This window comes from Allorhizobium sonneratiae (assembly GCF_023700755.1).
GTDB classification, from domain to species: domain Bacteria; phylum Pseudomonadota; class Alphaproteobacteria; order Rhizobiales; family Rhizobiaceae; genus Allorhizobium; species Allorhizobium sonneratiae.
On the sequence record NZ_JAMKOJ010000009.1, the window covers coordinates 44,171 to 57,763 of the forward strand.

Sequence of the window (13,593 nt, forward strand, 5' to 3'; positions counted from 1 at the left end):
AATGCATCAGAACAAAGTCTGTGAGCATTTGCGTGTTTCCTTCAAACATTGAAATGCTCTCCTGCGTATTTTAAGGGTTGATGCACTGATGTTTTAGTGCATTAATGCGGCAGCACACGAGGAGGTGTGCATTGAATCCGGGTCCGGCTCTGTCGGAAAGACCGGGATTCATGTGTCGTCGCTTGTCCTGGGAAACCCGCTTCCCCCTTACCCGGACAAGCTCCAGAGGAGGAAACAATGATCAATCTCACCCGCGGCCTCGCCGTTTTTGCCGCTGTGCTCGCCTTTGGTCTGCCAGCCATGGCGCAAGAGAAAACCACGATCTCCATCACCCGCCAGCCCGGCATTCTCTACCTTGCCAGCCACGTGATGGAGACACAGAAGCTGATTGAAAAGGATGCGGAAAAGCTCGGCGTCAAAGGCCTCACCGTCGACTGGCGCACCTTCAACGGCGGCGGCGCCCAGACGGATGCGCTGCTGGCCGGCAATGTCGATGTCGTCAACACCGGGACCGGCAATCTTCTGCTTTTGTGGGACAGGACCCGCGGACGCGTCAAAGGCATCATCACCAGTTCGGCCCAGCCGGTCATCATGGTCTCGAACGACCCACGCATTCATTCCCTGAAGGACATTACCCCGAGCGACAAGATCGCGGTTCCGACCGTCGGCGTCTCCACCCAGGCGATCCTGCTGCAAATGGCGGCGGCGAAAATGTTCGGCGACAGCCAGATCCACAAATTCGACGCCAATACCGTGCAGCTCGGCCATCCCGACGCAGTTGCCGCCATCGCCAATCCCCATCATGAAGTGAAGAGCCATTTCTCCGCCCCGCCCTATCAATATATCGAACTGAAGATGAAGGGGGTTCATCGCGTCACCGATTCCCGCGAAATCATGGGCGGCGGCCTCACCCAGGCGACGTTTTTCACCACCACGGATTTCGCCAAAAAGAATCCGCTGCTGATCAAGGCGATCCGCGAGGCAACGGAACAGGCCATCGCCTTCATCAAGAAAGACCCGAAAGGCGCACTTGAAGCCTATAAGAAAATCTCCGGCGACAAGACCTCGATCAGTGATCTGATGGAGATCATGAATGAACCCGGCTTTATCGATGACTATCGCACCGTTCCCGAAGGCACGATGAAATTCGCCGCCCATCTGCACAAGATCGGCACGCTGAAATCCATGCCGTCCGCCTGGACCGATTATTACCTGCCGGATTCGGCCTATCTCAACGGCAATTGATCCCGTGCCGGCGTCGTTACAGGCGCTGGCACTCATCATCGGACAAGACATCATTGGACAAGACAAGGATTTCGCCATGCTGCAAGCGGCCGATATGTCACAGCAGACCGGCAGACCGGCGCCCGGGCAAACCGCCGAAGGCGCGCTTCTCAATGTCGACAATGTCACATTGCGATACAAGACGCCGGGTCTTCTCATCACCGCCACGGAAAATGTCAGCTTCAACGTGCGCAAATCGGACCGCTTCGTGCTGCTCGGACCGTCCGGCTGCGGCAAATCCACCCTGTTGCGGGCGGTTGGCGGCTATATGAAGCCGGTCAGCGGCTCGATCACCATCAACGGCCGTCAGGTGGCAAAGCCCGGACCGGACCGGATGATGGTGTTTCAGGAGTTCGACCAGCTGATGCCCTGGAAAACCGTGCTGCAAAACGTGATGTTTCCGCTGATCACGGCACGCAAGCTGCCGGAAAAGCAGGCGGAAGAACTGGCCAGACTCTATATCGACAAGGTCAAGCTCACCCGCGCGCTCGACAGCTATCCGCACACGCTTTCAGGCGGCATGAAACAGCGTGTGGCGATTGCCCGCGGCATGGCGATGCAGCCGGATATTCTGCTGATGGACGAGCCTTTTGCCGCGCTCGACGCCCTTACACGGCGCCAGATGCAGGATGAGCTGCTCCAGCTTTGGGAAGAAACAAAATTCACCGTGATTTTCGTCACCCACTCGATTGCCGAGGCGATCAAGATTTCCAACAGGATCCTGCTTTTGTCGCCGCATCCCGGCCGGGTCAAGGCCGAGGTGGTGGACGTGGACGCCGTCAGGCATGACAGCGCCGCAGCCGCCGCCCTCGAACAGGACATTCACACACTTCTCTTCTCATCCGAGCCGGGCCACAGGGAGTGACCATCATGACATCGCCCAACATCATCATGGCGCCCGAACTGTCACAAAACCAGCGTTTCGACAATCTGGCCGCCGTCGAACAGAAGCTTTCGCCTGTCGAAATGATCTGGGACATCGGCGCAGTGCGCAAAGCCCTGATCATTCTCGTTCTGGCCGTGTTATGGCAGGTCTATGCCAGCCATCTCGACAATCCGCTGCTGTTTCCAACGCTGTCGGATACGCTGAAAACCCTTGTCGATCGCTTTGCCGATGGCACGCTGCCTGCCCGCATCTGGACGACGCTGAAAATCCTGCTGATGGGCTATAGTGCGGGAACCGTTCTGGCAGCGTTGCTCACGGTGCTGGCGATCAACACCCGCATCGGCACGGATTTTCTCGAAACCATGACGGCGATGTTCAATCCGCTGCCGGCCATTTCGCTTCTGCCGCTGGCGCTGATCTGGTTCGGGCTCGGCGCCTCCAGCCTGGTCTTCGTGCTCATTCATTCGGTGCTCTGGGCGGTGGCGCTCAACACCCATTCCGGTTTTCTCGGCGTGTCGCGCACCCTGCGCATGGTCGGCGCCAATTACGGCCTCTCCGGCTTTTCCTATGTCACGCGCATTCTGATCCCGGCGGCCTTTCCCTCGATCCTGACGGGCCTGAAGATCGGCTGGGCTTTTGCCTGGCGCACGCTGATTGCCGCCGAACTGGTGTTCGGTGTGTCCTCCGGTCAGGGCGGGCTTGGCTGGTTCATCTTTGAAAACCGCAACCTTCTCGATATTCCCGCCGTTTTTGCCGGTTTGCTGACGGTGATCGTCATCGGCCTCATCGTTGAAAATCTCGTGTTTCAGACAATCGAACGCCACACGATCCTGAAATGGGGAATGAAGGAATAGCCGGATTCTACAGGCTCCAATCTGGAATAGAAGAATGACAAAAACGAAAGATCAATTGCGATCCGCCCGCTGGTTTGCCCCCGACGACCTTAGAAGTTTCGGCCACCGCTCCCGCATGATGCAGCTTGGTTATGACGAGGAGGATTTTCAGGGCAAGCCGGTGATCGGCATTCTCGACACATGGTCGGAACTCAATTCCTGCCATTCGCATTTTCCCGAGCGGGTCAAGGATGTAAAGCGCGGTGTGTTGCAGGCCGGAGGCTTTCCGGTTCAGATGCCGTCGCTTTCCGTCGATGAAAGCAACACCAAGCCGACATCGATGCTTTACCGCAACATGCTGGCGATGGAGACGGAGGAAATGATCCGCTCCCATCCACTCGACGGCGTGGTGCTGATGGGCGGCTGCGACAAGACCACGCCCGGCCTCGTCATGGGGGCGATTTCCGCTGGGGTACCGATGATCTATCTGCCCGCCGGGCCGATGCTCCGCGGCAATTACGCGGGTAAAATCCTCGGCTCCGGCTCGGATGCATGGAAATACTGGGACGAGCGGCGGGCCGGCAATCTCAACGACGCCGAATGGAACGGCATTCAGGGCGGCATTGCCCGCTCTGCCGGCACCTGCATGACCATGGGCACGGCCTCGACCATGACGGCGATTGCCGATGCGCTGGGCTTGACCCTGCCCGGCGCCTCCTCCATTCCGGCGGTCGATTCCGGCCATCAACGCATGGCCGCTTCCTGCGGTCGCCGCATTGTCGAGATGGTCTGGGAAGGGCTGACGCCGGAGCGCATCCTCACGCAAGGCGCGGTGCGCAATGCCGCCATTGTCGCCATGGCCACCGGCTGCTCCACCAATGCGGTCGTTCACCTGATCGCCATTGCACGCCGTGCCGGTGTGCCGCTCACCCTGGACGATCTTGATGCCCTTGGGCGCATCACGCCGCTGATTGCCAATGTGCGCCCCTCCGGCAAGGATTATCTGATGGAGGATTTTTATTATGCTGGCGGTCTTCGCGCCCTGATGCACCAGATCCGCGAGCGGCTGGATTGTTCCGCCCTGACGGTGACGGGCAAATCCATGGGGGAAAACCTCGAAGGCGCTCAAGTCTATAATGAAGATGTGATCCGGCCACTCACCAATCCGGTCTATCAGGAAGGCTCACTTGCCGTTCTGCGCGGCAATCTCTGCCCGGACGGAGCCGTCATCAAGCCCGCCGCCTGTGATCCAAAATTCCATTTTCATGAAGGTCCGGCTCTGGTTTTCGACAGCTATCCGGAGATGAAGAAGGCCATCGACGATGAAAACCTCGATGTCACGCCCGATCATGTGCTGGTGCTGCGCAATGCCGGGCCGCTCGGCGGACCGGGCTTTCCCGAATGGGGGATGCTGCCCATTCCCAAGGCGCTGATCAAAAAAGGCCATCGTGATATGCTGCGCATTTCCGACGCCCGCATGTCCGGCACATCCTATGGCGCCTGCGTGCTGCATGTCGCACCCGAAAGCTTTGTCGGCGGGCCGCTCGCCCTGCTGAAGACCGGCGATATCGTGCGGCTCGATCTGGCAAATCGCCGCCTCGACATGCTGGTCGATGACGAAGACCTTGCCGCGCGCAAGGCCGCCTGGACGCCGCCGGAACCCCGATTCCAGCGCGGCTGGGGCTGGCTGTTCTCCCGCCATGTCACCCAGGCCGATCAGGGCTGTGACTTCGATTTCCTGCAAAGCGACTTCGGCAAAGCCGCTGGCGAACCCGATATTTACTAGATCAGAGGCCTAAAATGACCGATTACGTTCTCTCAGACGCAACCCGCGCCAAATACAAGACAATTTCCACCGCCTCCATCGCCACGGCGCTTTTCAAGCGCGGGCTGCGCAACCAGTTCGTCCAGGGCGTCGTACCTGTCAGCCCAAAGAAGGAGACCATGGTGGGGCAGGCCTTCACCCTGCGCTATATCGTTGCCCGTGAAGACAGAAATCCCATCACCGTGTTTCGCAATCCCGATCATAAGCAGCGGGTTGCCATCGAGACCTGCCCGGCAGGCCATGTTCTGGTCATGGATGCACGCAAGGAGACGCGCGCGGCCACCGCAGGCTCCATCCTGATCACCCGGCTGGCGCTGCGCGGAGCGGCAGGTGTCGTTTCAGATGGCGGTTTTCGCGATGCCGAAGGCATCGGCGCGCTCGACATGCCCGCCTATTATGCCCGGCCCTCCGCACCGACCAATCTGACCCTGCATGAAGCCATTGATATCAACGTGCCGATCTCCTGCGGCGATGTCGCCGTTTTTCCCGGCGATGTCATGGTCGGCGACCGGGACGGTGTCATGGTCATTCCCGCCCATCTCGCCGAAGAGATTGCCGAGGAATGCAGCGGCATGGAAAGCTATGAGGCTTTCGTGCTGGAACAGGTGAAGGCAGGCGCGGCGATCATCGGCCTCTATCCCGCCACCAGGGATGACTATCTCGAAAAATACAAGGCCTGGCGTGAGGCAAATCCGGACCAGCCTACTGCATAATGCCGTAGATCCTTCAGCATCGTGCGTTTGATAAAGCGCACGATACTGAACTGTAAAACAAGACGGTCAGTGCATGACGTCAGGCCGAATGGCTGTGGAAGCCTTTCAAAATCAATGAGTCCGGTCCCTGGCGATGACCGGAAAGATGAAAACGCCTTTGATCGTGCAGGGGGCCACCGCTTTCTCCGTGGTGGATGACAGCATGGCCATGGATCGACCGATACAGAAGACAGGCTGTTTCTGTGCCGTTTCGTGCAAAATCGTGGTGGCAAAACAAAAAGATGTTGTCTGTGTTGCAGCCTTTTCAAACAGATCGAGAATAGCGCTGCGGTCGCGCGGATCATAGGAGCGCACCATGGTGAGCAGCCCGCATTCGCGGGTTTTAAACCCGTGCAGATCCGCCGTATTGGCCCCCAGATGCAATACGCCATTGCCCAGATCGCTGGTCCATTCTTCCGTCAGGGCATAGCTGGAAAGCTCAAAGGCTTTGAAACTTATTTCATCCGTTTGCTGCTCGCTGGACAAGGCCAGCTTCACATTGTGTAGCACATTCACCCCCACCCCTAATGTAGCTGGCAACCAACCGTTTCGCCCCAAACAGCGTGTTACCTCTGTTCCTGCATCCGCCGAAACAGCAGAGATTAGCCGGTATAACCGGCCTCGCCCCCCAGCCTGTTAATATGAAAGGCCGCAGGGATATGCTCATTCCCCGCCTCGCCTGCTCTTTTATAAAGTCGTCTTAAATCCGCTCGTCACCTGACCCGTCATCCCTCTGTAAAGGCCATGCAACAAAATGAATTCGATTCACATACTAAAAACTCTCTATAAACAAAAGCAGAAACTTGAGATCAAAACACCGGAAAAGCAGGCCACGCAGAAAAGATCGACACAATCTGTCGATTTTCCGGTTTTCCAGAAAAATGCCTCAAATCGGAAACGGTTTAACCTTTGCTGCGAAAGAGAGTAGAAACCGGTTTTGCCGATCAAGACAAACATGCATACAGAAATCCAGAGTCCGTCCGGTTCACACTGAACCTGGGTGATTTTGAAAATTATGAAAGCTAATCAAACGGATAAAAGAGTGGCATGACACCTGAGCCGTTCAGGCGCGTCATTGTCCGCGCAAAGGCAATGCATCCGGCGGCCACAGGAAGAATGATAGAGTGAGCTTCGCAAATGATGACAGAGGCGGATTGCTTCGGCCATCTTGTCAATTATTGAGAACATTTCAATGTTTCACTGAAACACTCAAACTCTTTGTCTTTACGCATTTCCCGGCGGAAAATGCGCCGGAACAATGCGTGAGAGCGCACCAAGCCAAACTGGCACAATAATTTTGCGATAACGACATGGCTCAACAGGCTTTTCACCGCAGGCTCGCAGCAAGCGCAATCCATTTTTCCGCCCGCGCATCCCAGTTGCTTTGCGACCGCATGAACGCGATTTGCCGGTTTCGCCTTTCGCTGGCAGCTTCGGGATTGTTTCGGGTGTCGATCAGCCTCTGGCTGACCAGATCGACATAGGCGCGCACCAGTTCGGGAATGGAGCGCGACAACGGAATGGAAATGCCAAAACCATTCAGCGTTTCCGGCAAAGCGCCGTGGCTGGTGGTGATCACATCCGCGCCGCTCACCATGGCCTCCATCACGCTGATGCAGGAGGTTTCGGCAAAAGTGCTGGGATAGGCCAGCGCCGCGACACCGGCAAGCTGCCGGGCCAGTTCCGCCTGAGGCACCGGCCCGCTATAGCTCACACCGGGTAGCGCTTTGGCCAGCGCATAAAGATAGTGATACTGATCCTGCTCCGGCTTGAGATCGGGCGTATAAAGTTTCAGCCCGGAAAACACCTTCAACTGGACATCCGGCACCCGCTCCCGGATCGCCGGAAAGGCCTGCAGCAGAATATCGAGCCCGCGAAAGGGCGTGCTGCTGTAGATCAGCGTCGGCGCCTGCCCCGTCTCGAACCAGGCCGGCTGTACAGGCACGGACAGAAAAGCGGGCGAGACGGCATTTTCGATCACATGGATGCGCTCCCGCTCCAGCCCGTAAGCACGAACGTAATTTTCCAGCTGCCAATGGCTGACCATGACATAGGCGCTCCAGGCGGCCCGCTCATCGGGCTGGCTCAGACGATGCACCACGGCCTGATCGGCATCATATTCGCACCAGAGCACCATTGGCACATGCGCCGGAACAACGCGGCGAAACCGCTCCCCAACCGCCACCGACAGCACCACGACCATATTGAAAGCGGCAAATTTATCCGCGTTCATACTGTCATTGGCAAGGATGGCCACACCATCGACAACCCGATCCTCAGGTGCGCTGTTCATGAAGGCCACCTCGACCCCGCGACGCGCCAGAGCCCCGGCCAGATAGGCCCCGGCAGACTGGGTGCCGCCCATGGGCTGTTTCAACGGCGTTTGCGGGTCGTAATTCTTGCCCACCGTATCAATAAACAGAATGCGCATTCAATCAGGCCTCGCCGCAAAGGGAATCACTGAAGAGTGATTTACGGCAGCCAGCCTTGCCCCGGCCCTGCCATGGCCTGCACATGATGCATGATGCGATAATCCCGGCTTTCCTCACCCAATGGCGCCACCGGCCAGTTCCACACGCCAAAGGCATCCGGCAACGCCACGCCCGCCATCAGATCGACGGTCTCATGGCTGTATTCGTTCCGGTCGATCACCTCATAGCGCGTATCCGTCACCAGACAGACCTTGGCCGCCACCTGCGCAAGCCCCGATACATGCGCCCGGATCAGGCGGGAAACGGCATCTGGCGGCACGGCCCCCGCCCCATCCGCAGCCATGCGCCGCTCCACCCCGCGGCCAATCTGCGACAGAAGATTGACTGACACGACAAGATCGAGAAACGGCACCCGACGCAAAAATTCCAGCGGCTCCGGGGTTTCCCCTGTCTTGAGCGCCGTATAGCCGGACAGATCGCGCTCGATCAGCTTGACAGTCTTCAGCCCCTTGGCCGCAAGCCAGCTGCGCACTGAGGCGACATGCACCAGATCGATCAGCACCACCGTATCGAAAGCCCGCGCGAGTTCGAGGATCGGCACATCGCGCAACAGGCCCGAGCCCAGCACCACCGCCGTGCGCCGGGTTGGACAGGTGGATGCGACGGAGAGGATGGCCCGTTTCGTGTTTGCCTCATGCTCGGCCCAATCGGCGGCGCAACGGCGCCCCCGCGACCAGAGATTGATCGAATAGCGGATAAAGGGACGGTGGTCTTTCGCCGTCACCCGCCAGGTGGCGGCATAATTCAAAGCTTCGAGGATCATTTATTCATAAACACTACTGCGATGACCGATATCGACAACCAGAACCACGAGCTTGTGATCCTGTATGTCACAAATGATCCGGTAGTCGCCGACACGGTAACGCCAGTAATGACCGAAGCTCGCGCCTTTCAGAGCCTTGCCAAGCCGTCTTGGATCTTCGGCAACCAGCAGTCGGTTCTCCAGAAAATCACGCAATCTTTGTCTTGTTTGGGGATCGAGTTTGCGAACTGTTTTCTGAACGGATTGCAAATACTCAATCGTCCAGGCCACGCCAGAATTCCTCTGCGGTGAGCACCTTGTCCTCGCCCTTATTCAACCGCCCCAATGCAGCCTCGGCAGCCGCAAGATCGGTCATATCGTCCAGATGCTGTTCGATCAGGTCCAGAAGATAGGCATCGAACCGCATTCCTGCCGCATCAGCACGGTTGCGCAGCAGAAGGTGCAATTTTTCCGGAAGATTGAGCGTGACTTTATTCATGTTTCAGACCCTTTGGATGCAGCATAGCATCAAGCGACACCGCAGACCAGCCTTCGGCCTTGCCGCAGAAGGCGCGATCCACTAAGAGAACCCGTGATTATTTTCAAGCAAATCCGGTGCCGATCATGAGCGAGAAGACGAAGAAGCCACAGAAACTCAAAGCCCGCCTGCCGCGCGGTTTCGTGGATCGCGAGGCTCATGACATCCGCGCCGTCAATGAGATGACGGCGAAAATCCGCGAGGTTTACGAGCGTTACGGTTTCGATCCCGTCGAGACGCCGCTGTTTGAATATACCGATACACTCGGCAAATTCCTGCCCGACAGCGACCGCCCGAATGAAGGCGTGTTTTCTCTGCAGGACGATGACGAGCAGTGGATGAGCCTGCGCTACGATCTCACCGCGCCGCTTGCCCGCCATGTCGCGGAAAATTTCAACGAGATCCAGCTGCCCTATCGCACCTATCGCGCCGGCTATGTGTTTCGCAATGAAAAGCCCGGTCCGGGCCGTTTTCGTCAGTTCATGCAGTTCGATGCCGATAGCGTTGGTGCGCCCGGCGTGCAGGCCGATGCCGAAATGTGCATGATGATGGCCGATACGCTGGAAGCCCTTGGCATCAAGCGCGGCGATTACGTGATCCGGGTCAACAACCGCAAGGTTCTGGATGGCGTGATGGAAGCCATCGGGCTGGGCGGCGACGAAAATGCGGCACGGCGGCTGAATGTGCTGCGGGCCATTGATAAGCTGGATAAGTTCGGCCCGGAAGGGGTGAAGCTGCTGCTGGGCGAAGGCCGCAAGGATGAGAGCGGTGATTTCACCAAGGGGGCGGGACTGAATGAAGAGCAGATTGAAAAAGTGCTCTTCTTTGTCAGTATTCAAGACTATGCGGCAAGTGCCGCCGATCTCGCCAGCCTTGTTTCCGGTGCAGCAAGAGGCGCAGAAGGCGTCGAAGAGCTGAACACAATTGGCGCTTTGGTTTCTGGCGCAGGATACGGTCCCGACCGCATCAAAATCGATCCCTCCGTTGTCCGAGGTCTCGAATACTACACCGGCCCCGTCTATGAGGCCGAACTCACCTACGACGTCACCAACGAAAAGGGCGAAAAGGTGGTGTTCGGTTCTGTCGGCGGCGGTGGGCGTTATGATGGCCTCGTCTCCCGTTTCATGGGCCAGCCGGTTCCGGCCACCGGTTTTTCCATCGGCGTCTCGCGCCTGATGACAGCACTGAAAAACCTTGGCAAACTAGGTCAGGACGCGGTGATTGCGCCGGTTCTCGTCACCGTCATGGATGGTGATGTCGGGGCGATGGGCCACTATCAGCGCTTTACCCAGGCGCTCCGGGCCGAGGGCATTCGCGCCGAGATGTATCAGGGCAACTGGAAGAAATTCGGCAATCAGCTGAAATATGCCGATCGTCGCGGTTCGCCCATCGCCATCATTCAGGGCGGCGATGAGCGCGAACAGGGCGTGGTGCAGATCAAGGATCTGATCGAAGGCAAGCGTCTGTCCGATGAAATCACCGATAACACCGAATGGCGTGAGGCCCGCGTGGCACAGGTCGTGGTGCCGGAAGAAGAGCTGGTCGCCAAGGTCAAGGAGATACTGGCAGCGCAGGCCGAGGATCGGCGGCGCGGCTGACGCGCATCATCAGAGGGATAAGAGCATGGAAGAGAGCGCTCCCATTCCCGTGCAGCAGTGGAACGAGATGAAAACGCCATGACCTTTAATGAGCTTTATACGATCATGCCGCTTGGCCTGCTCGTGCTGGCTGGCGGTTTTCTCGCCTATAAAAAATGGCAGCATAGCCAGACCCATCATTGACATCAGCGTCAAAGGATGGTGTTCGGATGGTCCCGAACGACATAAAAACCGGGCTTATCCATGCCATTGATCAATATGCCGGATTTTGCCGGTGCACTCCTTGATGATTTTGCCGCGCGCGGGGCTGCCCGTGTCGATACGCCGGTGATCCAGCCTGCCGAGCCTTTTCTCGACATGGCGGGCGAGGATTTGCGGCGGCGGATTTTTCTGACCGCCAGTGAGACCGGTGAAAGCCTGTGTCTCAGGCCGGAATTCACCATTCCCGTCTGCCTCAATCATATCGCCTCGGCCACCGGCACACCGAAACGCTATGCCTATCTGGGCGAGGTGTTCCGTCAGCGCCGCGATGGCGCCAATGAGTTTTATCAGGCCGGTCTTGAAGATCTTGGCGAGCCGGAGACGGCAAAGGCGGATGCCCGCGCCGTCAATGACGCCGTCGATATTCTGCGCCATCTGCTGCCGGGCCGCGCCCTGACAGTGACGCTTGGTGATCAGGGCGTGTTCGAGGCCGTGGTGCAGGCACTTGGTCTGCCGCAAGGCTGGCAGAAACGGCTGATCCATGCCTTTGGCGACAGCACCCATCTGACACAGTTGCTCGACAGGCTGGCCAGTCCGCAAAATGGCGCGGGTCTTGCCGACGAGATCAAGGCCATGGTTGCCGCCAGAGACGAGGCCGGGCTGATCGCCTCACTGGAGCGCACCATGCAGGAAACCGGCTATTTGACCAATGCCAGCCGCAGCCCGCGCGACATTGCCCGGCGGCTACTGGAAAAACAGGCGCTCACCGAAATCCGGCTGGATGAGGCGGCCCTTACCCTGCTCAAGCGCTTTCTGGCGCTGGAAGCACCGCTGTCCAAGGCGGTGTCGGCTCTTGCCAATTTTGCCGGGACAAGCGGTCTGAAGCTTGAGACGGCCCTTGAGCATTTTGAACAGCGGATTGCGGCCATGGCCGATCTGGGGCTTGATCTTGAGCGCATGACCTATCGCGCCGCCTTCGGTCGCCCGCTGGATTATTATACCGGTCTCGTGTTTGAAGTCTGCCAGAAGAACACCTCCGCCGTGCTGGCGGGCGGTGGACGCTTTGACCGGCTGATGACGCTTCTCGGCGCCAAAGACCCTATTCCCGCCGTTGGCTTTGCCCTGTGGCTCGACCGTATCGAACAGGCGAGGGCCTGCTGATGACCATCACCATTGGACTGCCCTCCAAGGGCCGGATGAAAGACGACGCCTCGGCGATTTTTGCCCGCGCGGGCATGCCCATCGTCACCATCGGCAGCGATCGCTCCTATCGCGGCCGGGTCGAGGGTGAGGATATCGATATCGCCTTTCTCTCGGCCTCGGAAATTTCCCGCGAGATTGGCAATGGCACGGTGGATTTCGGCGTCACCGGCGAGGATCTGGTGCGCGAGGAACTAGCCGATGCCGATCTGAAAATGGAGATTGCCGCCCGCCTCGGCTTCGGCCATGCCGATGTTGTCGTTGCCGTGCCCGAGCTTTGGCTCGATGTCGACAGCATGGCCGATCTGGGCGATGTGGCCGCCGATTTCCGCACACGCCATGGGCGGCGTCTGGCGATTGCCACCAAATATAACCGGCTGACGCAACAGTTCTTCTCTCGCCAGCACGGCATCCAGCTTTACCGTATCGTCGAAAGCCTTGGCGCCACCGAAGGCGCACCGGCTGCCGGACAGGCCGATATCATCGTCGACATTACCTCGACAGGCTCGACGCTCAGGGCCAATCATCTGAAAATTCTTGAGGATGGGGTGATCCTGCGCTCCGAGGCCTGCCTGGTGCGCGCCCGCAAGCCCGAGCATGACGGCAATCCGGCCATTGGGCGGATCATCGACGCCGTCAGGGCGGTTTTGTAAGCGGGCCGCAAGCCACTTACACTTTCCCACATCAGGCATCATGAAAAACCCGCCACACAAGGCGGCGGGTTTTCTCATGCTTGTCAGCAGAAAATCTTTCTATTCAGGCCAGCGCAGGGCGATGGCTGCGGCGGGCATCCAGCGAATAGGCGCCTGCCCCATAGGTGGCAAGCAGGATATAAGCGCCAGCCATGGTGATGTTCTTCATGAACATGATCTGGTTCATCGTACTCAGATAGCCGTTGGCCGCATCGGGAAAGCCCGGAACGGAAATCGGATGCGCATGAAAGATCGCGCCGGTGACAAGGCAGAAAAGCGCCAGCGCCCAGCCGACCAGCCGCGTCTGAAAACCGGTGAGAACGCAAAGCCCGCTCACAAGCTCGAAAATACCAGCCAGATAGGCAAGAACAGAGGCCATCGGCAAACCGGCCTGAGAAATCATACTGGCGGTGCCTGCCGGATCCGTCAGTTTGCCAAAGCCGGACAGAATGAAGATGGCGGAAAGAAGAATGCGCGCGACCAGAATGATCGCATTATTGGCACTGGACATGGTCAGCTCCTATGATCTGGGCAAATTCACTGGCGCCAG

At 58.3% G+C, this 13,593-nt stretch carries 14 protein-coding genes; 8 read left to right on the forward strand and 6 right to left on the reverse strand.

What is annotated here, in order from left to right; genetic code table 11:
• Positions 1-237 precede the first annotated feature (237 nt).
• From NAC44_RS16055 to NAC44_RS16075, 5 genes are all read left to right on the forward strand, one after another.
• Positions 238-1,245: an ABC transporter substrate-binding protein gene (locus tag NAC44_RS16055; protein WP_250942426.1), complete on the forward strand. Its 1,008-nt coding sequence runs from the start codon at positions 238-240 to the stop codon at positions 1,243-1,245.
• 94 nt (positions 1,246-1,339) lie between these two features.
• Positions 1,340-2,149 (forward strand): ABC transporter ATP-binding protein, encoded by an 810-nt coding sequence (locus NAC44_RS16060; protein WP_250942648.1) that lies wholly within the window; start codon positions 1,340-1,342, stop codon positions 2,147-2,149.
• 26 nt (positions 2,150-2,175) lie between these two features.
• Positions 2,176-3,024: an ABC transporter permease gene (locus NAC44_RS16065; RefSeq protein WP_420839969.1), complete on the forward strand. Its 849-nt coding sequence runs from the start codon at positions 2,176-2,178 to the stop codon at positions 3,022-3,024.
• Positions 3,025-3,058: 34 nt separating this feature from the next.
• Positions 3,059-4,789 carry an L-arabinonate dehydratase gene (gene araD, locus NAC44_RS16070; protein ID WP_250942430.1) on the forward strand — a complete coding sequence of 577 codons (1,731 nt, stop codon included), beginning with the start codon at positions 3,059-3,061 and terminating at the stop codon, positions 4,787-4,789.
• A gap of 14 nt (positions 4,790-4,803) precedes the next feature.
• Positions 4,804-5,541 carry a ribonuclease activity regulator RraA gene (locus NAC44_RS16075; RefSeq protein WP_250942432.1) on the forward strand — a complete coding sequence of 246 codons (738 nt, stop codon included), beginning with the start codon at positions 4,804-4,806 and terminating at the stop codon, positions 5,539-5,541.
• Between the two features lie 111 nt (positions 5,542-5,652).
• Here NAC44_RS16075 and NAC44_RS16080 read toward each other — a convergent pair whose 3' ends face one another.
• The 5 genes from NAC44_RS16080 to relB all read right to left on the reverse strand — a co-directional run bounded on the left by NAC44_RS16080 (position 5,653) and on the right by relB (position 9,313).
• Positions 5,653-6,120, reverse strand: coding sequence for a hypothetical protein (locus tag NAC44_RS16080; protein WP_250942434.1), 468 nt, complete (start codon positions 6,118-6,120; stop codon positions 5,653-5,655).
• A 787-nt stretch (positions 6,121-6,907) separates the two neighbouring features.
• Positions 6,908-8,011 (reverse strand): glycosyltransferase family 4 protein, encoded by a 1,104-nt coding sequence (locus tag NAC44_RS16085; RefSeq protein WP_250942436.1) that lies wholly within the window; start codon positions 8,009-8,011, stop codon positions 6,908-6,910.
• A gap of 41 nt (positions 8,012-8,052) precedes the next feature.
• Positions 8,053-8,835 carry a hypothetical protein gene (locus NAC44_RS16090; protein WP_250942438.1) on the reverse strand — a complete coding sequence of 261 codons (783 nt, stop codon included), beginning with the start codon at positions 8,833-8,835 and terminating at the stop codon, positions 8,053-8,055.
• Positions 8,836-9,105 carry a type II toxin-antitoxin system RelE family toxin gene (locus NAC44_RS16095; protein WP_250942440.1) on the reverse strand — a complete coding sequence of 90 codons (270 nt, stop codon included), beginning with the start codon at positions 9,103-9,105 and terminating at the stop codon, positions 8,836-8,838.
• Entirely contained in the window at positions 9,089-9,313 is a 225-nt protein-coding gene (gene relB / locus NAC44_RS16100; protein ID WP_250942442.1) for a type II toxin-antitoxin system RelB family antitoxin, read from the reverse strand. The genes NAC44_RS16095 and relB overlap by 17 nt, the downstream gene beginning before the upstream one ends.
• A 125-nt stretch (positions 9,314-9,438) precedes the next feature.
• On the opposite strand from relB, the gene hisS reads away from it, so the two are divergent.
• From hisS to hisG, 3 genes are all read left to right on the forward strand, one after another.
• Positions 9,439-10,950, forward strand: coding sequence for a histidine--tRNA ligase (gene hisS, locus NAC44_RS16105; RefSeq protein ID WP_250942444.1), 1,512 nt, complete (start codon positions 9,439-9,441; stop codon positions 10,948-10,950).
• Between the two features lie 243 nt (positions 10,951-11,193).
• On the forward strand, positions 11,194-12,312 hold the full coding sequence (locus NAC44_RS16110) for an ATP phosphoribosyltransferase regulatory subunit (RefSeq protein WP_250942446.1): 1,119 nt from the start codon (positions 11,194-11,196) through the stop codon (positions 12,310-12,312).
• Positions 12,312-13,004, forward strand: coding sequence for an ATP phosphoribosyltransferase (gene hisG, locus NAC44_RS16115; RefSeq protein WP_250942448.1), 693 nt, complete (start codon positions 12,312-12,314; stop codon positions 13,002-13,004). Before NAC44_RS16110 ends, hisG begins: the two co-directional genes overlap by 1 nt.
• Positions 13,005-13,107: 103 nt before the next feature.
• On the opposite strand, the gene NAC44_RS16120 is transcribed toward hisG, so the two are convergent.
• Entirely contained in the window at positions 13,108-13,554 is a 447-nt protein-coding gene (locus NAC44_RS16120) for a DoxX family protein (RefSeq protein ID WP_250942450.1), read from the reverse strand.
• Positions 13,555-13,593 lie beyond the last annotated feature (39 nt).

What these genes read in the sequence shown, in the direction of transcription:
- NAC44_RS16055 (WP_250942426.1), top strand. Translation starts at nt 238, where the DNA reads ATGATCAATCTCACCCGCGGCCTCGCCGTTTTTGCCGCTGTGCTCGCC.
- NAC44_RS16060 (WP_250942648.1), top strand. Translation starts at nt 1,340, where the DNA reads ATGTCACAGCAGACCGGCAGACCGGCGCCCGGGCAAACCGCCGAAGGC.
- NAC44_RS16065 (WP_420839969.1), top strand. Translation starts at nt 2,176, where the DNA reads ATGGCGCCCGAACTGTCACAAAACCAGCGTTTCGACAATCTGGCCGCC.
- araD (WP_250942430.1), top strand. Translation starts at nt 3,059, where the DNA reads ATGACAAAAACGAAAGATCAATTGCGATCCGCCCGCTGGTTTGCCCCC.
- NAC44_RS16075 (WP_250942432.1), top strand. Translation starts at nt 4,804, where the DNA reads ATGACCGATTACGTTCTCTCAGACGCAACCCGCGCCAAATACAAGACA.
- NAC44_RS16085 (WP_250942436.1), bottom strand. Translation starts at nt 8,011, where the DNA reads ATGCGCATTCTGTTTATTGATACGGTGGGCAAGAATTACGACCCGCAA.
- NAC44_RS16090 (WP_250942438.1), bottom strand. Translation starts at nt 8,835, where the DNA reads ATGATCCTCGAAGCTTTGAATTATGCCGCCACCTGGCGGGTGACGGCG.
- relB (WP_250942442.1), bottom strand. Translation starts at nt 9,313, where the DNA reads ATGAATAAAGTCACGCTCAATCTTCCGGAAAAATTGCACCTTCTGCTG.
- hisS (WP_250942444.1), top strand. Translation starts at nt 9,439, where the DNA reads ATGAGCGAGAAGACGAAGAAGCCACAGAAACTCAAAGCCCGCCTGCCG.
- NAC44_RS16110 (WP_250942446.1), top strand. Translation starts at nt 11,194, where the DNA reads ATGCCATTGATCAATATGCCGGATTTTGCCGGTGCACTCCTTGATGAT.
- hisG (WP_250942448.1), top strand. Translation starts at nt 12,312, where the DNA reads ATGACCATCACCATTGGACTGCCCTCCAAGGGCCGGATGAAAGACGAC.
- NAC44_RS16120 (WP_250942450.1), bottom strand. Translation starts at nt 13,554, where the DNA reads ATGTCCAGTGCCAATAATGCGATCATTCTGGTCGCGCGCATTCTTCTT.